Source organism: Kitasatospora sp. NPDC101801, from assembly GCF_044766665.1.
Taxonomy (GTDB): Bacteria; Actinomycetota; Actinomycetes; order Streptomycetales; family Streptomycetaceae; genus Kitasatospora.
The window spans coordinates 19,002-38,194 of the sequence record NZ_JBIWML010000050.1 but is presented as its reverse complement, the minus strand read 5'-3'; the positions used below and the strand labels follow the sequence as shown (position 1 = coordinate 38,194).

At 71.2% G+C, this 19,193-nt stretch carries 16 protein-coding genes; 1 reads left to right on the top strand and 15 read right to left on the bottom strand.

The features are described 5' to 3' along the window. Position 1 precedes the first annotated feature (1 nt). From ACIRPK_RS33370 to ACIRPK_RS33345, 6 genes are all read right to left on the bottom strand, one after another. Positions 2-1,216, bottom strand: a complete 1,215-nt coding sequence (locus tag ACIRPK_RS33370; protein ID WP_403045744.1) for a lanthionine synthetase C family protein — start codon at positions 1,214-1,216, stop codon at positions 2-4. Next, entirely contained in the window at positions 1,213-4,251 is a 3,039-nt protein-coding gene (locus ACIRPK_RS33365) for a lantibiotic dehydratase (RefSeq protein ID WP_403045741.1), read from the bottom strand. The genes ACIRPK_RS33370 and ACIRPK_RS33365 overlap by 4 nt, the downstream gene beginning before the upstream one ends. 121 nt (positions 4,252-4,372) lie before the next feature. Beyond that, a complete protein-coding gene (locus ACIRPK_RS33360) occupies positions 4,373-4,534 on the bottom strand; it encodes an FxLD family lanthipeptide (protein WP_403045738.1) in 162 nt (53 codons plus the stop codon). 222 nt (positions 4,535-4,756) lie between these two features. Next, positions 4,757-4,918, bottom strand: coding sequence for an FxLD family lanthipeptide (locus ACIRPK_RS33355; RefSeq protein WP_403045735.1), 162 nt, complete (start codon positions 4,916-4,918; stop codon positions 4,757-4,759). Between the two features lie 47 nt (positions 4,919-4,965). Beyond that, on the bottom strand, positions 4,966-6,174 hold the full coding sequence (fxlM, locus tag ACIRPK_RS33350) for a methyltransferase, FxLD system (RefSeq protein ID WP_403045732.1): 1,209 nt from the start codon (positions 6,172-6,174) through the stop codon (positions 4,966-4,968). A 97-nt stretch (positions 6,175-6,271) separates the two neighbouring features. Beyond that, on the bottom strand, positions 6,272-6,703 hold the full coding sequence (locus ACIRPK_RS33345; RefSeq protein ID WP_403045729.1) for an ATP-binding protein: 432 nt from the start codon (positions 6,701-6,703) through the stop codon (positions 6,272-6,274). Positions 6,704-6,957: 254 nt separating this feature from the next. Between ACIRPK_RS33345 and ACIRPK_RS33340 the strand changes: the two genes are divergently transcribed. After that, entirely contained in the window at positions 6,958-8,289 is a 1,332-nt protein-coding gene (locus ACIRPK_RS33340) for a hypothetical protein (protein ID WP_403045727.1), read from the top strand. 4 nt (positions 8,290-8,293) lie between these two features. Here ACIRPK_RS33340 and ACIRPK_RS33335 read toward each other — a convergent pair whose 3' ends face one another. From ACIRPK_RS33335 to ACIRPK_RS33295, 9 genes are all read right to left on the bottom strand, one after another. Continuing rightward, a complete protein-coding gene (locus tag ACIRPK_RS33335; RefSeq protein ID WP_403045724.1) occupies positions 8,294-9,310 on the bottom strand; it encodes an NAD-dependent epimerase/dehydratase family protein in 1,017 nt (338 codons plus the stop codon). A 298-nt stretch (positions 9,311-9,608) separates the two neighbouring features. Beyond that, positions 9,609-9,866, bottom strand: a complete 258-nt coding sequence (locus tag ACIRPK_RS33330) for a hypothetical protein (protein WP_403045722.1) — start codon at positions 9,864-9,866, stop codon at positions 9,609-9,611. Between the two features lie 10 nt (positions 9,867-9,876). Beyond that, a complete protein-coding gene (locus ACIRPK_RS33325) occupies positions 9,877-10,902 on the bottom strand; it encodes a DnaB-like helicase N-terminal domain-containing protein (protein ID WP_403045719.1) in 1,026 nt (341 codons plus the stop codon). Further along, positions 10,899-11,732, bottom strand: coding sequence for a hypothetical protein (locus ACIRPK_RS33320; RefSeq protein WP_403045716.1), 834 nt, complete (start codon positions 11,730-11,732; stop codon positions 10,899-10,901). Before ACIRPK_RS33320 ends, ACIRPK_RS33325 begins: the two co-directional genes overlap by 4 nt. Beyond that, positions 11,729-12,493: a hypothetical protein gene (locus ACIRPK_RS33315; protein WP_403045713.1), complete on the bottom strand. Its 765-nt coding sequence runs from the start codon at positions 12,491-12,493 to the stop codon at positions 11,729-11,731. The genes ACIRPK_RS33320 and ACIRPK_RS33315 overlap by 4 nt, the downstream gene beginning before the upstream one ends. Beyond that, entirely contained in the window at positions 12,490-14,301 is a 1,812-nt protein-coding gene (locus ACIRPK_RS33310) for a type IV secretory system conjugative DNA transfer family protein (protein WP_403045710.1), read from the bottom strand. The genes ACIRPK_RS33315 and ACIRPK_RS33310 overlap by 4 nt, the downstream gene beginning before the upstream one ends. A gap of 1 nt (position 14,302) precedes the next feature. Then, a complete protein-coding gene (locus ACIRPK_RS33305) occupies positions 14,303-15,793 on the bottom strand; it encodes a VirB4 family type IV secretion system protein (RefSeq protein ID WP_403045707.1) in 1,491 nt (496 codons plus the stop codon). After that, positions 15,793-17,331, bottom strand: coding sequence for an SCO6880 family protein (locus tag ACIRPK_RS33300; protein WP_403045704.1), 1,539 nt, complete (start codon positions 17,329-17,331; stop codon positions 15,793-15,795). The genes ACIRPK_RS33305 and ACIRPK_RS33300 overlap by 1 nt, the downstream gene beginning before the upstream one ends. Further along, positions 17,328-19,169: a hypothetical protein gene (locus tag ACIRPK_RS33295; RefSeq protein ID WP_403045702.1), complete on the bottom strand. Its 1,842-nt coding sequence runs from the start codon at positions 19,167-19,169 to the stop codon at positions 17,328-17,330. The genes ACIRPK_RS33300 and ACIRPK_RS33295 overlap by 4 nt, the downstream gene beginning before the upstream one ends. Positions 19,170-19,193: the final 24 nt, after the last annotated feature.

Sequence of the window (19,193 nt, the reverse complement as noted above, 5' to 3'; positions counted from 1 at the left end):
CTCAGGTCAGCAGGAGGCAGGCGTCCCAGCCGGAGGCGGGGAGGTCCTCGCGGGCGGCGGTGTGCAGGGCGAGCGCGATCCCGGCGGCGCCTTCGAGCAGGCCGGCGTCGTCGGCGGCGGGTTCGCGGTCCGCGAGGCGTCCGGCGGCGAACAGCAGCGCGGCGCCTCGGTGCGGGCTGGCCGCGTCGGCGACGATCCGGTGGGCGGTCAGCAGGGCGCCGGTGGTGCCGTGGCACAGCGAGGTGTCGGTGAACTGCCCGGTCTGGCGGGGGTCGCCGAGCGCGGCGAGCATCGCCAGCTCCGCCCTCTTCTGCCGGGCGGTGTCCCCGGTGGCGAGGGCGGCGAGCTGCTGGGCGCGGGCGATGCCGGGGGTGCCGTAGCACCAGGACGGGCGGGCCGGGCGGACCAGGTGCGGGCGGCCTCGGCGTTCGTCGGTGGGGGTGATGCGGTCGGGCCACCAGGTGCCGTGGCCGCCGTCCTGCTGCCAGGTGTCCAGCCAGGCGGTGATCCGTCCGATCGCCTCCCGCTGGCCGGGCACCTCGATGCCGTCGCGCAGGGCCAGGGCCAGGAGAGCGAGCGGGCCGGTGATGCCGTGGGCGATGCCGAAGTTGCCGTGTCCGCCCGGGAACTGCGGGTCGGGCTTCCCGGAGGGGGCCAGGTCGGTCCACCAGCCGACCTCGCCGCCGGGCAGCGGCTCGGTCAGGCGCACCAGGTAGGTGAGCACGTCGCGCAGCAGGGCCCCGTGCGGGTCGCGCTGGCGCAGGAGTGCGCCGGTGCCGGTGAGGCCGTAGATCAGGTCGAACTCGGCGAACGCCGGCCGCTCGCCCTGGGTGATGCGGGCGTGGGCCTGCTCCAGCCGCGCGGTGGTGGCGTGCGCGACGGCGGTGTCCAGGGTGGCCAGGGCCTGGGTGTAGGCGCCGGGGCCGTGGGCGGCGGCGGTGTGGACGGCGAAGGCGACGGCTTCGGCACCGAAGAACAGGCCGGTGGCCGTGTCGGAGCGCACGGTTGAACGCATCGAGGCGCGCAGCCAGGTGTGGACGGTGTCCCAGTCGCCGAGGCCGGTGGCGGCCCGTTCGATGTGCAGCAGGGCGATGCCGGGCGAGCCGTGGGCGAGGGACTGGCCCCAGCTCGGTCCGCGGTCGGCCGGGGGTAGGGCCAACTCGGAGGTGAGGGTGCCGAGGTGGCGTTGGGCGCGGTGGCGCTGGGTGGTGTTCACCGGGCACCGGCCAGCTGCCGGGCGCAGGCGGCGGAGGCGGCGGCCCGTGCGAGGTGGTGGACCAGGCGCTCGCCGTCGGCGTCGATGCCGAGCATCCGCACGACGTGCAGGTGCAGCAGCGAGCCGACAACGGTCTCCGGCCTCAACTCGCCGCTCTGGTTGAGCTGGTGGCGGTAGTCGGCGAGGACGGAGGCACGGGCCGCCCAGGCGTGCAGCAGGTCCCGTCCCGCGGCGGACTCCCGCAGTTCGGCCCAGCCGCCGCTCAGGTCACCGAGGCGCACGGCCTGCTGGTGGAGGTCGCGGTCCACCCGCACCCCGATCCGGTGCGGGACGCGGTCCAGCAGCCAGTCCAGGCCGGCCCCGGTGCCGAGCAGGCCAGTGGTCAGCGCGCACAGCCCCGCTGCGGCCACTGCGCGCAGGTCCTTCTCCGCTTGCCGGGCGTAGGCGAGTTGGAGAAGGACGGCGCGGGAGTCGGCGGCGAACACCTGCTCCGCGAGGTCGAGCACCGCGCCGTGGCCGTAGCGGCCGGTCTCGGGCTGGTAGGTGTCCAGGGTCAGGCGGGTGACCAGGCCCTGCGCGCGCAGTTGGCGGGTCCACTCGCCGACCCGCTCGCCGGCCAGGGTGAAGGCGGCGGCCTGCGGAAGGCGAAGGCGCAGGCGTAGGTGGTGGCCGCCCTCGACGTGCCGAAGGAACCACCACTGCGGCGGGTTGATCCACTGCCCGAGCAGGCGGGGCAGGTGCTCGTGGAGGATCTCCTCCACGCGGTCCGGGTTGCCGTACAGGCGGGCGGACAGCCACGGGGAGGCGCCCGGCAGGTGGCCGCTGTCCGGGCGGACGGTTCGCACGGGGCAGCGGTGCCGTCGGTTCGGGAGCTGCGGGAGGGTGCTGTCCAACTGCACGGTGATCTCGTGCGCCCGGCCTCCGGTCCAGCCGTTCGCGCCGGGCACCGGGGCCTCGCTGAGGACGGCGTCCGCATCGTGCTGGAGGTGATCGCGCAGCAGCGCGAGGTGGGCGCTCTGCTGGAGGTCGAGCGGGAGCTTGAGGTCGCGCTGGCGCAGGTTGACGTGCTGCAGGACGTGGTAGGTGCGCAGCCACCCACGGACGGCGCTCTCCCACTGCGGCCACGTCGCATCAAAGCCGGGCAGGTCGGCGGCGGGGAGCCGCCACTGTGCCGGTGCCAGGACGATCCGGCCGTGGCGCAGGCGGGGCAGGAACGGTAGGCGGCCGGCCGCGCCCCAGTCGAAGCCGGTGTACTGCGGGGTGCGGGCGTTGGTGATCTCGCACAGGAACCGGACGACGGGATCGGTGACGGACCGGAACTCCGCCGCGTTCAGCATCCGGGGCTCCACCGGCAGGCCGTCGGCGAGGTGGACCAGCCACATCCGCCGCTCGTCCGCGCACACCCCCAGCTCCTCCAGCCGCACCCCCGCCGCGCTGCCGAGGCCCGGGTGTTCGCCGAGGTGGAGCACCGGCAGCACCTCCGGCGCGCGGGTGACGTTCTGGACCTTGGGCACCAGCGGCGGCGCGGAGACCTGCACCGCGACGGCGTCCTCCCGAAGCGTCGCCGCCGCCTGGGCCTGGGCCGTCCACTCCTCACCCAGCAGGTAGAGGAAGCGGCCGGTGGTGGTCGCGGCGGCGCGCGGGGCACCGGTCACCGTCAGCGTGAACGAGCTCTGGTCGAGCAGCGCCTGGTTGCCCGCCGCCAGGTGGAACGTGATCTCGGCGTTCGGCTGCACTGCGGCGGGCTCGGCGTCGGGGGCGAGGTGGTCCAGCAGATCGTCGTCCAGCAGCACCTCGACGCTGCCTTCCACGGCGGCCCGCTGGGCGAGGGCGAACAGCCGCTCGTCACGGCGGGACAGCCGCCGGGCCGGCTCGGGAAGCTGGGAGCCCCGGTAGCGGGCGGGCAGGCCCAGCCCGGTGTCCGGGTTGAGCAGGTCGGTGACCGCGACGACCGCGCCCGGACCGTAGAGGTCCACGAACCGGCCGTGGTACTCCGCCCAGGCCGGGTGCCCGTCGGGGCGGGGGCTCAGCCGGGTCAGCAGGGCGGCGGCGCGCTCGGCCTGCTCCCGAACCACCTGCGGCAGGGTGATCTCACCCGGCCAGCGCAGGTCCACCATCAGGCACTGGCCGGACTCCGGCATCAGCTCGCGCATCCGCGCGACCAGCACCCCGCGGGCCTCCCGCTGCGCGGCTGCGGTGCCCTGGTCGTTGTGCCAGCGCACATCCCGCTGCACCGCCCGCAGATCGGCCAGCACCTGCCCGACCTGCGGGACCTCGTCGGCCCGCACCGCGTCCAGGACGCCCAGCAGGTCCTCCAGCGGATCGACCGCCGTCGTCGGTGCCCGCAGCACGCTCAGCAGCACCCGGCTGTCCATCAGCGTGCCCAGCATCCGGCGGGCCGACGCCGCGCTCTGCTGGGGGAAGCGCGCCAGCAGCCGGTCCGTCAGCTCCCCGATGGTGCAGCCCTTCCGGGCGGTCTCCAGCACCAGCTCGACGGCCCCGGTCAGCCGCACAGATGCCTCCACCGGTCCGCTCGCCCCGGTGCCCGGGCGCACCGGCAGCACCAGCCGGCCACCGCGTACGACGCACAGGGTGTTCGCCGCCACCGGCAGCCGCTCCAGCAGCAGGTCTTCCAGACGGCGCACCACCTGGTCCAGCCAGATCGCGTCCACTCGGGCCACCGCTAACGGCTTCGTCCCCTCCGGCACATCGGTCCGGTCACCGAACCGGGCGGGGCCGACTCCGGCGAACAGGCCGAACGGCGTGGCCCGCCCCGCCCGCAGCGCGTAGCGCATCACCGAGAGGACCAGCCGCCGCAGCCGCACCGGCGCGATCGCGCCGCCGGCCACGATCGCGGCCACCCGCTCGGTGAGCTGGGCTCCGGCGGCCACCTCGATCGCCGACACCAACTCACCGTCTGTCCAGGCCGATTCGAGCCAGGCCCGCCACCCCTCGGCACTCGCTCCGGCCTCGCCGGTCAACTCCGGCCACTTCACGCTGAGCGATTCGGTCGGCCGGGCCGAGATCCTGGCCACGGCCGTGGCACCTGCGCGGTACATCGTGTTCCCCCCACGGGTTCGAAGACAGGACGGCCCGGTGCGCGGATCTGCTGGCCGCGCACCGGGCCACTGGGTACTACTCAGGTGCTGACCTGGATCAGACGTTGCCGCCGTTGCTGGTGCAGGCGCCGCCGCAGGTCTGGCCGCACCCGTCGTCGGTGCTGCGCAGCAGGTCGGCGACGACGTCCGCGCCCTCGGTGATCCGCAGGTCCAGGTCGAACTCGCCGTTGTTGGTCGCGGCGTTGACGTTCTGGGTCATGTCCCGTTCCCTCCCAGGTCGGTGGTGCTGTGGACCCCTGCCACGGGTTGTGGCCAGGGGATCGTGAGGCGGCCGTGCCGCTGGTGAAGTGCCGCACCGGGCTGTGCCCACCGGTGCCCTGCACGGGCCGGGATGCGGTCGGGGAAGGCGAACTCCCTCACGGGGCCCCTACCGGGGCGAAGCGCGGTTGCCCGGCCGCATCCCAGCTGATCACGTGGTGGATCAGACGTTGCCGGCGTTGCTGGTGCACGAACCCCCGCAGGTGGGGTCGCAGCCGTCGTCGGTGCTGCGCAGCAGGTCGGCGACGACGTCGGCGCCCTCGGTGATCCGCAGGTCCAGGTCGAACTCGCCGTTGCTGATCTCGGCGTTGACGGTCCGGGTCATATCCCGTTCCCTCCCAGGTCGGTGGTGCTGTGGAACCTGGCCGCGGACTACGGCCAGGAGATCGTGATGCGGGTGTTCCGCTTGTCGATGAAGTAGCCGGACGGGAGTTCGGCGTCGGGGGTGCCCGCCGGCTGGACGGTGAAGACCGGGTCCGCGCCGTAGCGGTGGGTGGTGTCCCAGGTCTTCACCTGCTCGGCGATCACCTCGGTCAGGCGTCCGGCCTCCGGGCCGTGCCCGGCCGCGCCGAGCTCGTACCGGGCCGGCTCCTCCGCCACCTTGCGCAGGGAAAGGTAGGCGAGGCTGGCACCGTCCACCACGGCCGGGCAGGCCATCTTGTTGGCCGGGGTGACAGTCTTGGTGTCCAGCTTCGGGTTCACCGACAGCTGGCCGAAGCGGCGATCCATGACCAGCCACAGGAACAGGGAGTCCAGCGGCTCCTGCTCGCCGACCTCCACCGACAGCCACACCTCGACCTTCGGCTGATCCAGCACGCCCTCCAGCCCGGAGGTGTCCGGCACCGGGTCCTCGTCGAAGCGCAGCCCCACCTCCTCCCCGCGCAGCAGCACCAGGCGCTCGTCGTGCGCGCCCCCGCCCTGCATCCGCACGAACCCGCACGGCCGCGCCGACTCGCTCACCAGGCGCTCCCCGTCCCGGCGCAGCGCGAGCGAGCGGGTGACGCCCCGCATCCGCAGCGGGACGACGATCACACCGTCCTCGGCGAGCTGGTCGGTCCAGGCCCGGGACAGGTCCCAGGCTCCGACGGTGACCACAATCCGGTCGAACGGACCGTGCTCCTTCAACGGCTCCTCGCCGTCCGCCAGCACTACGCTCACCCGGCTGTAGCCGGCCTGGTCGAGGAACCGGGCGGCACGGTCGGTGACGAACGGGTCGATGTCGACCGTCACCACCGAGCCGGTCTCTCCGACCAGTTCGGCCAGCAACGCTGCGTAGTAGCCACCCGAGCCGATCTCCAGCACCCGGTCACCCGGCCGCACCCCGGCCTGCTCCAGCATCGAAGCCTGGATCGAGGGAGCCGACACCGAGCTGGTCGCCAACCCGTGCTCATCCCGCCGGGTCACCACCGCTCGGCTCGCGTCGTACACGGCCTCCAGCTCAGCCTCCGGCGCGAACATCTCCCTCGGCACCGTGCGCATCGCCTCGGCGACCGCGTCGCTCCGGACCGCACCCTCCGCACGAAGACGGTCCACCATCTCCGACCGCAACACCTCGGGTCGGCGCTCGTTCGAGTCGGCCACGCTGTTCTCCCAACTAGTCGATGCAGCTTCGGGCGAAAGGGGGCTTCCCTTCACCCGCACGGCTTGGTCACCCTCTCGCGGGAACGGGACTGCCGCGTCACGCTGCCGTTCCAGGCAGACAGTTCCGCACCCGCGCCGAGACCGTCTTCCGGCCCCGCTCCGGCACAACGTCCAGGTCCGCGGAGCAGGCACGCACCAGCAGCAATCCCCGCCCGCGCTCCTCCGTCGCACCAGCAATCCGAGCGGTCGGCACCAGATCCGGCCGGGTGTCCACCACCTCGATCCGGCAGCCCCCGTCCAACTCCTCGACACGCACCGCGATCTCGTCACCCGGTCGCGTGCCGTGGAAGATGGCGTTCGCAAGGAGTTCCGAGCAGACGATGACCGCATTCTCAAGCGGCGCTCCGTCCCAACCCCAGCCGGCGAGTACGTCGGCCGCGAGGTGACGAACTGCCCGCACTGACGTCAGGTCAGAACGGACGAACGTCTCCCACTTCCGGAGAGGCGCTACCGGGCTTCGGGTCACCATGTGCGTCGCTCCCATGTTCAGGAGCGACGTACGCTCCGGCCTGGTTCGCTTGCGGGGATCAAGGATGCCGGTACTCGCCATAACGGAGCTACAACGCTGAGACATCACTTGACGGCCCGTCGGGTGAACCTCAGGTCCGGCCGATAACACTCGCTAACACTTCCTCCGTAGAGCGAGCGTGGTGCGTCGTCCGAGTGATATCCAGCGGGTAGAAGAACAACGAACCTCGGTGCGCGGACGGGAGGCCCCGGCAAGTGAAGACCCTGCTTGGCAAGTTAATCGACGACGGCCGCATGACCTTCGAGCGGTTCCTGGCCCTCTACAAATCCGCAGCTGCGGAGCTCTACAAGCTCACCAGTGAACGGGCGTTCGATGATCCAGTGCTCACTCCAATGACCCTCCACCGCTGGAAAGTCGGCGGCGTGTCGATGCCGCGCCATCCTGCACCAGAGATCCTGGAACGGATGTTCAGCATCTCTGCGCAGGACCTCTTCTCCTTGTGTACCGATGGGCCGTCCACCTTGCTGGACCCCATGCTCGATGAAAGCGAACTGCTCATGACTGCACGTCAGGCTGCTGCCCACGCAGGCGATGCCGCCGGAAACAACCTCCCCGACATGACCCTCAACGAGCTGGAGGACGACGCCAGGGCTTTGGCACGCGCGTATCTGAGCCAGCCTCCGGTCGCCGTGTACAGCAAGGGTCGAGACCTGCTGGCCGTGGCCCAGGCGATGTTGGATCGGACGCAGATAGTGGCGCAGCGAGCCCGGCTCTACCTCGTCGCAGGCCAGGCGGCTTCCATCCTAGCGACCACCGCCTTCGACCTTGGCTCTCTTTCCGCTGCTGTGTCGTTCGCTCGCTCCGCCGCGATGTACGGGCAGGTGATCACGTACGGCCCCCTCCAGGCACACGCTCATGGCACCCTGGCACTGCTCGCCTACTGGGACCATCGGCCGTCGCAAGCGGTGGAGTTGGTCCGGATCGCCCAGGGCTTCGATGGGCTCGGCGACACCGCCCGCCTGCGGCTGGGCGTGATCGAAGCTCGTGCGTACGCGCATCTGGGTGACTCGGTGCAAGCGCGTCGTGCCGCCGTGGCCGCGCTGGAGCCCGGGAGCGATGCACGCGATGAACTGCACGATGATGTCGCCGGCGAGTTCAGCTTCACCCGCCGCCGGGCGCTGATGAGCAACGGTACGACCTACCTCCTGCTCGCGGACGGGCCGAGTGCGCTCCGCTCAACGCAGGAAGCGATCAGCCAGATGACACCTGCGGGCTCCGGCGAGTCCACTCTGAGCCCGCAGGAGCAGACCGACCTGGCCCAGGCGTACGCGGACATGGCCCGCGCGCATATCCTGGCTGGCGAACTGGAGGGGGCCGCGGAAGTGGTAGCGCCCGTCTTCAACCTGCCGCGCGAGTGGAGGGTCGAAGGCGTGACGGACCGGATGAGCAACCTGCGCCAAGACCTGGCTGCGCACGCCCTAGCTGGGACCGGGACTGCGACTGCTGAGCTGGCCGAACGAATCGAGACGTACATGGCCGTGACAGCGAGTGCACAGATCGGTCCGATCCCGGCGATCGGGGCGTAGTTGCTCAGCCGAGGTCGGCGAGCACCTGCTCCTCCTTCTGCGAGCCGATGCCGTGGGCGTGGCGCCTGGGGTGGTCAACCAGTTCGCCGCCCTCCCTGAGCCACGCCCACGTCTCCGCGATGGTCTGCTCCACCGGTCGGCAGCGCAGGCCGGCCGCGACAGCCCGGCTGGAGTCGACGTCCCAGACGCCCTGGTGCGTCCGCCACAACGGCAGTTCGGTCCACTGCGTGACACCGTGTTCCGCGAGCAACTGTTCGTCTGCCCACACAGGCGTACCGGTGCCGCCCGTCGCCTTGAGGCACTCCAGAATGAACGCTTCGAAGGTGATCCCGGTCGGGTGGGTGATGTTGAAGACCCCGTCTTCCGACGCGGCTGCCCTGTCGACGGCGAAGGCGGCAACGTCGCGCACATCAACGGGCTGAATACGCCGTTCTGCTGGCGCAGGGGCGAGGATGCGGCCACCGCGGGCCGCTCGTCCAAGCCACCACGGCAGGCGGCCGACGTACTCACCCGGTCCGAGGATCACGCCGGGGCGCAAGAAGGTGCAGTTGCCGCCGAAGACGGCCCGGACAGCTCGCTCGCCTCCCGCCTTCTGGAAGCCATAGACCGTCGGAGAGCCGTCCGGGCCGGTGTACCCGAAGGTCTCGTCGGCGTCCGGGGGGCTGTCGAGAATCGGACCGTCCTCCGTCAGCCGGTGGTGCGGCCACCCCTGATAGACCGACACCGTAGAGACGTGGACCCACCGGGTGACGTGGGGTCGCAAGATCGTGGTACTGAGGAAAACCCCACGGGGGGAGAGCTCGGTGCTGGAAGTATCAATCACCGCGTCCCAAGGGCCATGGGTCGCCAGCCGCTCAAGATCGGCATGCCTGGTGCGGTCGCCCAGGACATGGCGAGCTCCAGCCGCTGGCACTCCGGACCGCCCCCTGGTGAAGGTGGTGACCTCCCAGCCCCGTTGCAGCGCCGCGTCCACAACAGCTCGGCCAAGGAACCAAGTGCCACCCAAGACGAGAATCCTCATGGCAGCGATCCTGCCAGTTCTGAGCACCACTCGGGGGGCGTACCCGTCTGTCTGCGGCCAAGGCGGCGTGCGCGCCAGCAACAGATCGGCTCCGGGTGAAGGTCGTGATGTCCCAACCACGAGCGACCCCGCCAACTGGTCCAACCGCAGTCGCCCCTGTCGGAGACCTCCACGTGGGTGGTGCCGTGGTCGCGTGCGACGGCGAGGGTGACGGCTTCCGCCCACGCCCGTATCGGCTCTCTTGATCCATTGCGTGGATGACGTGGGCGGTAACGGCTGGACTACCAAGGCGCACCCTTCAGCTGCCTTCACGCGCCGCTCTGGCGACTGCCTGGTCAGCAAGGCGCATGTTCTGTGCCATGAGGTCCAGCCCGGCCGCTACGTCCGCCCTCGTCACCTGCCACCAACCGGCCCGGTCGTAGATCCACCAACTCGACTCGTACCAGGCGAAGTCGCTGATCGTCTCGCTGAGGTGGCGGGCCGTGCCGTCGGCCAGGGCGACGTCCATCGCGGCATGACTGAGGTCTGCCTGCACGCCTGCTTCGGAACTGATCATCGCGTCCCCCTCACGGCCGGATGGTCGGCTGGATGGTGGGAGCCTGCTGTGCTGGAGGCGGTTGCAGGAGCGGGGCGGGCTCCACCTGCGGGGCTGGCCCGGTCATCCTGACGTCCGGGCTCAGCTTGGGCTCGGCGCCCGGGCCGCGGGTGGTCACGTCGATGCTGCCGAAGTCGGCCGCAAGCTTCGTCCGGATGTCCTCGGCCAAGATCTCCCCGCCCAGTTCGACAGCAGCACCGACGACGACCGCAGTGGTGGCGAGGCGGGCGAGGTAGTCGGGCCGTTCTTCCACGGTCACCTCGACCTTGACCTCGTAGCGCTCCGGGTCCTGCCGATACACCTCCCACTCGACGGTCAGCTGATCAACCGGCTCGCCACGCTCGGCGACAACGACGATCGCCTCGTAGACCTCCCTACGCAGTCCCGCCTCGAACGCCTCGGGGTAGAGCCAGGCGCTCACATCCCGGACACGCTCGGGGTGCTGGAGAAGGTCCGCAAGCACCGCGTCCTGGCGCTCAAGCCGGACGTCGACCTGCACCTCCTGGCCGTTGGTCGGCTGAGTACGCGGCTGGTACGGCTCGGGGGCCGGCTCGCTGAACCTGGCGTTTGGCTGGGCCGGTTCGAGCCGCTGGGCGAGCCGGTCGAGCGACGGTTCCGGCCCGCGCTGGCCAGCGGTGGTCGTGCGGAGCCGGTCGAGGTGGAGCGCGAGGTCGCGCCGGACAGCAGCCTCTTGCACGAGCCGGGCGTAGCTCGCGATAGTTCGGGGCTGCGGTGCGGCGTCGGCAATCCGTCGAAGGTAGTCGGCGCCGACTCCTCGGACGGCAGCCTTCTGAGCGACCAGTTCCGGCATCCGGGCAGCGGGTGCCGTGGGGTTGCTGGTCCGTGACTCGATCAGGGCGGTCATCAAGGCCCGGTTGGTTGGGTGGGCCATCCGGTCCGGGGTCAGGTAAGCGATCTGGTCGAGTTGTCGGGGATCGCGCAGCGCGGCACCGATGACGGCCTGCTCGGCGCGCAGCGCGAGGTCGGGGTGGGTCATCGGTTCGTCCTCGACTTCGATCCAGTGGTGGCTTCCCGGTAGCGGCGGGCTGCGTCGTCGGCGGCTGTCATCCGGGCAGCTGCCTCATCCAGGCGTTCCAGTAGGTCCTCGTTGACGACGCGCAGCCAGTCGCCGCCCAGTTCGACCGCCCACCAGGCATCGGCGAACCGCACGTACTCGGGGATGCCGGGGCTGATCGGTGCGGCGAGGCCGCGGGCGCGGGCGTCGTCCATCTGGACGGCGGTGAGGCGGTCAGGGCTGCCGGCTTCGGCGGTGTCCGCGTGGGCGGCGAGCAGCTTGCCCGGAATCCCGGCCCAGGCATCGGCTTCGGTCCACCGCTTCTGGAGTTCCGGGGACTCGGCGGCCCGGATCTCGGGTGCTCGGTGCCCGGTGCGGCAGGCCGTTGCGTAGACGCCGGTCGCGTTGGCCACCACCGCGCGAAGCTCGGCGTGCCAGTAGCGGGCCGCTTGGCCAACCTGCTGGTCTGCGCCGGCTCCGTAGATTTCCTCCCGCCAGACCTTGAGCGCCCACAGCTCCTCGATCAAGCCCGGGTGCTCGGCCCAGCACTGCGGTAGCCGTGATTCCACGGCTAGCTCGTAGCGGTCGTGCAGCCAGATCACCCAGTCGCAGAGGCCCGCCCACGCCACGACCCGCTCGGGGCCGGTCATAGTGTGCCACTCGACCAGACGCGTACGCGGGCCCGTCCCTGCGGGGCCAGCCCCAGTGCCGGTGGTGGCCGTGCTGTCGGTTTGGCGTCGGCGGATCGGGCGTATCCGCGCGTGCGGGCGGTGCTTGACCCGGCCGATCGGCGTGATCGCGGATTCGGTCATCTCTGGTCCTGGAGCTGGAGCTGGAGCTGGGCGGGCAGGGTGCGGGTGCTCTCGGCGGAGTCCGGCCGGCCCGTGGGGGCTCCGGCCTTCCAGTCGGTCATCACGAGGTGAACGGCAGCGTCGAGCGCCTCGACCGATGTGCTGGGCGTGAGCAGCAGTCGGCGAAGGTAGGCGGTGGTGTCCATCGTGGTAGCGACCAGGGTGGCCAGGCGCGGAGAGAGTGCCGCGATGCTCAGGCGGATGCGGCCCGCGATGGCCTCGGGGGTCACCGGGGCGGCCTCTGCGTGGAGCGCCAGCATCGCCTCGTAGATGCCGTACCGGACGTGGGTGGTGAACGCGTCCACCGGCACCCAGGTTCCGAGGTCGGCGAGTTCGCGCGGGCGCTGGGCGAGGTAGGCGAGCACGAGGTCCTCGTGGTCGGCTCGGGTGGGGCGCCATGTGCTGAGCGGGTGGAAGGGGCCGTCGGCGCTGGCTCGGTGGGTGGTCCAGTCGTCGGTCGGCCACAGAGCGGGCACGGTCTCCTGGTAGCCGGGGCTGAACACCGCCACGACGGGGGCGCCGGTGTGGTCGATACCGGCGTGGTACAGCGCGCCGTCGATGCCGCGTACCGGACCGCTCCAGCGGAGGGTGCAGTCGGTGGGGGCGGCGGGGCGGCGGAGCAGTCCCTGGTGGTGCCGCCGGTCGAAGCGGGCTTCCCAGAGGCGGTCGGCCTCGGTGCTCTGCTCGTGGTGGCCTGTGCTCCAGGTGGGTCGGGGCGTCATGCGGCCACCTCGGTCGGGTCGAGTTCGCCGGCGCGGTAGCGCTTCGCCCACTCGACGCTCTCCTCGTACACCTTCCGGTCGGCGCCCTCGTAGTGGCGCAGCATCCTGACCTTGGCGAGGGGCGTGGTGGCGTGGATGACCAGCGCCTCGCGCTTCTCCTCGTCCAAGGTGCGGATCTCGTCGGGGGTGACCGTCTTGCGGTCCTGGAGGGTGGTCTGCATGGTGGTGCCGTGGCTGCCGCTCTGGTACGTGGTCAGGGACTCGCGGTAGATCCCGGACAACTTCGAGAACTCTTCGAGTTCGGCGCCGCCGAGGCCGCCGAGCGCGATCTTGATGGTGGAGCTGCCCCAGAGCATCTCCGCTCCGTCGTGTCCCCAGATGGCACGGGCCTGGGCCATGTTCTGGAGCACGGCCAGGACGTAGATGCCCGAGCCGCCTGCGAAGCTCATCAGATCGGGGAGGTTCGGCAAGGGGGTGACGTTGGCGACCTCGTCCAGCAGCGCGCCCAGCGGCGGGTCGAGCCGGCCGCCCGGCGAGCGGTCCGCGATCCGCTTGGCGGTGCCGAAGACCTCGGAGACAAACGCGGAGATCAGCGGCGCGAGCGCCTTGGAGTCCTCCTTGTCGACCAGCAAGTAGATGGTCCCGTTGCTCCGCAACCACGCCTCGATGTCGATGCTGTTGCCGGCCTTGGGAACGAAGGTCCGGCGGGCCAGCGGCGAGAACAAGGGAGTCAGAGCGGTCTGGGCCGTGCTGAACAAGTTCGCTCTGGTCTCGCCGGGCTGCCGGTAGAGGGCATCAAGCATCTCGGCAACGCCGGGTTCGGCCCGGCGGGAGTCGGCGAGCAGCTTGATCGGCTCCTCGACGTGGGGGTTGAACGCCCAACGGAGAACGTCCTCCATCGTGCGGTCGGTGATCTCGGCTGCGTGCAGCCAGGCGGCCAGCAGACTCGTTGCGGTCGCGCCGAAGAAGCCGGCACCGCTGGAGTCGGAGGTCTCACTCTTGCCGATGCGGACCATGAGGTCAGCCCGCTGCATGGCCTTGCCGAAGTCCGCGCATCCGCTGGCCGGTGACCACTGGACCTGGTCGGGCCACTCGACCATGCCGGTCGGGGTCATCGCCAGGGTGGGTCCGAGCTTCCGACGGATCAGCGCGGTCGCATCGAGGAGGTCGCCGCGGACGCTGGTGACCAGCATCGGCCCTCGCCACGCCTTGATCCACGGGATGATCACCTGGCTGGTCTTGCCCTGGCGGGGGGCTGCGAGCATCAGCACCGACGACTCGATGCAGGCCCACAGCAGCATCCCCGCCATGGTCCGACCGAGTCGCACGGCGACGTCGTCGGCCTTGATCCGGCGCCCCTTGAGGGAGGGCCGGACGATCGGCCCACGGCGGACGACGGCTGCGGCGGACATCGTCTTCGCCAGCTGTGCCGGGGAGGCATAGCCGCGCACCGAGCGGTTGCGGCGGAGGCGGCGGAGGGCGAAGACACCCGCCGTGATCATCGCAAGGACGACGATCGCGGTGGCGATGGCGAAGCCGAGCGGGCCGGGCAGGTCTGCCCTGGCCGGCTCGGGCCAGGCCAGCTTCGGGTCAGCCAGGTGCTGGGGGACCTGCTTGGCGACGGCGAACGCGTCGCCGAACTGGACGTCGGGCCAGGCGGCATGGGTGATCAGGCCAGCGACCTGGCCGGTGGCCCAGGTTCCGGCGGTGACGGTGACGACCACGATGATGAGCGCGACGATCAGGTAGTCCGCCGGTCCGTCCAGCACCGGCCGCCGGGCGACTGTCGAGTTCGAGGCGGCGGCCATGTCAGATGGCCATCTTCTCGTTGGTGTAGTAGAGCTGGCGCTCGATCGGGCTGAGGATGGTCTGGACCACATGGCTGGAGGTCCGGCCGATCTTCCAGATCGCGCGGCCGATCTGCTCACCGCTCCAAGAGGCGATGTGCGCGCACTCCGTGTCGGTCAACCCGATCGCGTCCCTCGTCATGGCGAGGGGCGCGGTGTCTTGCCGCAGGCAGATCCGCACGTCACAGGACGCGATCAGGTTTCGCGCGATGCTGACCTCTTCACTGCCCTGCGCGCCGACGGCCTCGAAGTCGGCGAGCCTGTGCGTGCTCAAGACCTGGATCGTGCCCTGGGCGCGGGAAAGGCGGAGGTCGCTGTCGAGCTTGCGGATCATCGCGGGGACGCGCATCGCACGCCACAGCTCGTCGCGGACGACCAGGCGGACGGGGCCGCCGGGCTCGTCAATCGCGGCCTGGCCCCAACTGCTCACGCAGGCCAGGGTCATGGCCACGGTCTCGTCGCCGCGGCCGTCGATCCGGGAGAGGTCGACGGTCTGGATCGGCGCGTCGAAATCCGGGCGGACGGTGGTCGGCCCGTCGAACAGGCCCGACAAGCTGCCGCGGACCATGTTGCCGAGCGCATCTGCGGCCGGGCGGATCATCTCCCGCAGCTCGGCCACGTCGGCGCCACGGACCCGGAGGTCCTCCGCCATCTCCGGCAGCGGGTCGCGCAGCAGGGCCCACACCTGCGGGATCGTCGGGTCCACCAGGTGGCTGGCACCGGCGGCCTGGCCGGAGGCGTGCTGGATCGCCAGGGAGAGCGCGGCTTCCTCGGTAGGCGTGAGGTTGCGGCCGAGCCGCATGACCAGCAGGGAGGACAGCAGGGTGATCCGGCGGCGGTGGACTTCGTCCAGGCGCTCGCGCAGCTCCTCCGGGTCGGCCGGCAGGTTGCTGCCGAGCGGTCCGGCGTCCAGCGGATTCAACCTGTTGCGCAGGCCGGGACCGAGCTCGACGGGCTCGACACCGAAGGCGCGTGCGAGCGGCGCGTACTCGTTCTTGATGTCACCGAGAACAAAGGTTCGAACTCCGTAGGCAGCGAGCCTGGTGGCCAGCACCTTGACGGTGGCGCTCTTGCCGGTGCCGGGCACGCCGGTCACCAGCAGGTTGGGGTTGGTGATCAGGCCGCGGTGCAGCCACTCGATCGGGTGGCACGAGAACGCGCCGCCAGCGAGGCAGTCGACGCCGATGTAGGCGCCGGCCGGGGGCATCGAGGCGCCGTACAGCCAGGGGTAGAGGCCCTGGACCTGGCCGGTGCTCCCCCGGAAGACCGGGATCTCAGGCATCCGGGGGGCCCGTCCGGCGAAGGGACGGGCGTAGCCGCGCCGGGGCGCGACCGGCTCGCGGCGCTGCTTGGGCGCCTTCTGCGCGACGGGCTTCGAGGCGGCCGGGGCCGGTCGGCCGAGCACGTCGGTCAGATCGAGGACGGGGAGGTCGGCTGAGCGTCGGCGGGACATCAGGCCACCCGCTTCCGGGGCAGGCCCATGCCGACGGGCAGCGCGCCGAGCGCGAATCCGATGTCTTGGGCCATCCACATCCGCTGGATCTCGATCCGGCCCTGGTTGGCGTCGGCCTCCAGGGCCGCGCAGGCGTCTTCGAGATCGGCCGGGTTGGTGACGGTGACAGTGCAGTAGGCGGTGTAGCGAACCAGGCCGTGGCCGGCGGCGCGCTCCTGGTCCTGGGCTTCAGCGTGCCGAAGTGCCTGCTTCTCGTGCTCGGGGATGATCTGTCCGGTCTTGTGCCGCATGCTGACGGCGACCTCGCGGGCGGTGCGTTCCTGCATCACCTCACGCTCGGCGGCGCGGGGTCCGCGGGGTTCGATGTGGAGGTTGAACGCCCGGCGGTACTTGCCTTCGCCCAGCAACGGGGAGAGTGCGGTGGAGTAGATCTTGTTCTTCGGCCAGTTGCGGACGGCGTAGGTGACGCTGAGCGCGCCGTCGTGCTCGTAGCGTCCGCGCCAGCTCTCGGCGGCGGAGGGGCCCGCCGCGATGGGGTCGACACCGGGTTCGAAGGGGACGTCTTGGCCTCGGAACGCGGCAGCGGTGGCGGCGGCCCGGCGCTCGGCGAGCATCCGGCTGCTGTGCGGGTCGAACGCGGTCCGCATGACCTCGGCGAGTTCGCGCGGGCTCAGCCAGCTTTCGACCTGGAGGTCCGCGGAGGCGATACCGGACGTGAGGGCCCGCAGGTGGCGGACAAGGACGGTGGCGGCTCCGGCGGTACCGCCACCGGCCGCCTTGATGGGGCCGGCCGCCCGGGAGGCGTCCATGGTGATCGCCAGGTACGCCTCGCGGTGGCTGGTGGCCAGGGTGGCGGTGGACAGCAGCGACTTGGTGATGTCCACCGCGACATCGGGCGCCTCGTCGGATACGTGGTCGGCGTGCCAGCGCTGGAGCGCGGCTCCGGACTCGGGGACCAGGCGCTGGAGCGCCTGGATGCGGATGATCGGATTGCCTTCCGTGCACTGCGAGTTGAGCAGCTCACCCCAGCTGGCGACGCGCTGGTCGCGCCGCTGGGAGTCGACCAGGCCGATGCCAGGGAAGCGCACTCGGGCCACGGCGGTGAAGGTGCGGTCGAGTTGGTGCTGGATCACGGCGATCGGGTCGCCGCCGCCTCCGTCCGCTTCGAGGATCGCCAGCGGCGCGAGGATGCCGGGCAGGTCCATCTTCGGCTCGTCCGAGGTGGCCTTGCGGGGCGAGAAGGCTCCGGAGAGGAAACGATTCTGCCCGCGCATGCGGAGGATTTCGAAGGACACAGCGGAGACCGCCCATTCGTCAACGGTGCGGCCGGCGGTCCGGACGAACGCAAGAAGGAAGAGGACAAGGGCGACGGGCCACGTCACGAGGCCCGCCCGGACGTACGAGATCGCGAACGGCCAGATCGCCGCCAGGACCGCGCCGCCGAGCATCGCGGCCCGCTGGACGCTCAGGCCGAAGAGGAAGGCGACCTTCTCCTGCTGCCATCCGAAGTAGGTGCGTGTGGGAGCTTGGGTGCTCATGGCTGGTCGCCTCCTTCGGGCTGGTCAGTGTGGGTGGACGCGACGGGTGGCGTGGCCTGGGCCGGCGGAGCGGCGGGGCGCTCGGCTGGTGCGGCCTCGGGCCTTACCGCGCTGGGGCTCGCGGCTGGAGCTGGTGCCGGAGTGCGTTCCGTCTGTTCCGGAGTGGCGGCGGACCTGGCGGCGGGTGCTGGACGGTTGGTGTTCAGCGGAGCCGCTGCGGCGGAGGTCGATGACGTTGCCGGGGCCGGGGCCTTCGGCTCGGTGGGGGCAGGCGACGTCGTAGCGGGTGCGGCCGGGCCCGGGTTGCCAGGCTGTGCGGTCCTGAGCGGGGAGCCTGGGACGGTGCCGCCTTGCGGCGCAGGGCTGGGCAGAGGCGCGGCGCTCGATGCTGCGGAACCGGCGGGCGGGCCTGCGGGAACCGGGGGCATCTCGATCGTCGGAGGGTCCTGGCGTGGCGCGCTGGCGACCGGCAGGTCCGGCGTCGAGTCCTGGAGTGCCTGCTGGTGGTCGGCCTGCCGGGTGGCCGGTTCGGCGGGCTCGAGCTGCTGCTCCTGCTGCCCCGACCAGTCCGGCTTCGGCTGGTCCGGCAGGTATCCGCTGGTGGGCAGCGGTGCCCCCGCATGACGGTTGACGTAGCCCGCTGGCTGGGCGGCGTAGGGATTCGCTCCCTGCGCACCCGCGTGGCCGGCCATCTTCTCCATGCCGCCCGCCAAGCTGTTGACGGCCTGCTGGGCGAGCCGCACACCGGCTGCGGCGGCCATGCCGATCGGGCCTGCGGCGGCACCGGCGCCACCGGCGGCGGCTCCCGCTCCCCCGGCACCGCCGGAAGCGGCACCCCCGGCCGCACCTCCGCCCTTGCTGGCGAAGTTGGTCATCGTCCGGGCGGCGCTGTCCTGGCCGAAGGTGTCCGGGGACGCACCGGTCGGCGGGCCCCCGGCTGTGCTGAGTCGGCCGCCGGCGAAGCCGAGCAGCGCGGCGAGCCCCGCACCACCACCGACCTGGACGGAGGCGAAGGTGAAGAAGCGAGCCACCGCCGGCCAGGCCAGGGCGGCCAGCAGCAGGACGAGCATTCCGGACAGGGTGGTGTTCAGGTCCTGGCTGTCACCCGCGAGGTTGAAGCCCAGGGCGAAGACGAGGGCGATGATGGGCTTCAAGATGATCAGCTGGAGCGTCATCGAGACGAGCTTCGACCACCACGTCTTGGTGGAGTCCGAGACCTGGCCAGCCGCGCTGATCGGCGAGGTGGCGATGAGCACCGCGATGGCAGCGCCGCGCAGCAGCATCTCGAACCAGAGCACCAAGGTCATCAGGATGCCGATGATCGCCAGGATCAGCAGCAGGGAGGCCGAGTTGCCAGGGTTCCAGGCCACGAGCTTGGCGATCTTGTCGCTGAATGCCTGCTGCCCACCCAAGCTGTTGTCAACGATGTACTTGGTCAGCTCATCGCTGGCCGCCAACGTGGTGGACGCGACGATCAGGGTGAGCAGGAAGGCGAGCACGGCCTTGCCCAGGCCGACTGCCGCGGTCGCCAGAGGCCGGCCGTCGTGGGTGACGGCCGTACGGACGACCTGCCCGATGACCAGCAGGCAGGCCACGAGGGCGGCCACGCCGAGGGAGATCGCGTAGACGCTCCTGACCCCGTTGGACGCGAGGTCGGGGCCGGGCATCTTGACGAAGGCCCCGGAGAAGGTCTTCAGCAACTGGACCATGGCGTCGGCGAAGGACTTGCAGATCGACTCCCAGGCCGAGTTCGCCATCTTGCCGACGGCGTCGCCCGCCAGGCCGCCGAGGACGGTGTCGGTGACGCAGCCGACGGGGTCGGTCAGGCCGCAGGGCATGCCGGCCTCCTGGATTTCGTGGTG

What these genes read in the sequence shown, in the direction of transcription:
- ACIRPK_RS33320 (WP_403045716.1), bottom strand. Translation starts at nt 11,732, where the DNA reads ATGACCGAATCCGCGATCACGCCGATCGGCCGGGTCAAGCACCGCCCG.
- ACIRPK_RS33315 (WP_403045713.1), bottom strand. Translation starts at nt 12,493, where the DNA reads ATGACGCCCCGACCCACCTGGAGCACAGGCCACCACGAGCAGAGCACC.
- ACIRPK_RS33345 (WP_403045729.1), bottom strand. Translation starts at nt 6,703, where the DNA reads ATGGTGACCCGAAGCCCGGTAGCGCCTCTCCGGAAGTGGGAGACGTTC.
- ACIRPK_RS33300 (WP_403045704.1), bottom strand. Translation starts at nt 17,331, where the DNA reads ATGAGCACCCAAGCTCCCACACGCACCTACTTCGGATGGCAGCAGGAG.
- ACIRPK_RS33330 (WP_403045722.1), bottom strand. Translation starts at nt 9,866, where the DNA reads ATGATCAGTTCCGAAGCAGGCGTGCAGGCAGACCTCAGTCATGCCGCG.
- ACIRPK_RS33335 (WP_403045724.1), bottom strand. Translation starts at nt 9,310, where the DNA reads ATGAGGATTCTCGTCTTGGGTGGCACTTGGTTCCTTGGCCGAGCTGTT.
- ACIRPK_RS33295 (WP_403045702.1), bottom strand. Translation starts at nt 19,169, where the DNA reads ATGCCCTGCGGCCTGACCGACCCCGTCGGCTGCGTCACCGACACCGTC.
- ACIRPK_RS33355 (WP_403045735.1), bottom strand. Translation starts at nt 4,918, where the DNA reads ATGACCCGGACCGTCAACGCCGAGATCAGCAACGGCGAGTTCGACCTG.
- ACIRPK_RS33325 (WP_403045719.1), bottom strand. Translation starts at nt 10,902, where the DNA reads ATGACCCACCCCGACCTCGCGCTGCGCGCCGAGCAGGCCGTCATCGGT.
- ACIRPK_RS33310 (WP_403045710.1), bottom strand. Translation starts at nt 14,301, where the DNA reads ATGGCCGCCGCCTCGAACTCGACAGTCGCCCGGCGGCCGGTGCTGGAC.
- ACIRPK_RS33305 (WP_403045707.1), bottom strand. Translation starts at nt 15,793, where the DNA reads ATGTCCCGCCGACGCTCAGCCGACCTCCCCGTCCTCGATCTGACCGAC.
- ACIRPK_RS33360 (WP_403045738.1), bottom strand. Translation starts at nt 4,534, where the DNA reads ATGACCCAGAACGTCAACGCCGCGACCAACAACGGCGAGTTCGACCTG.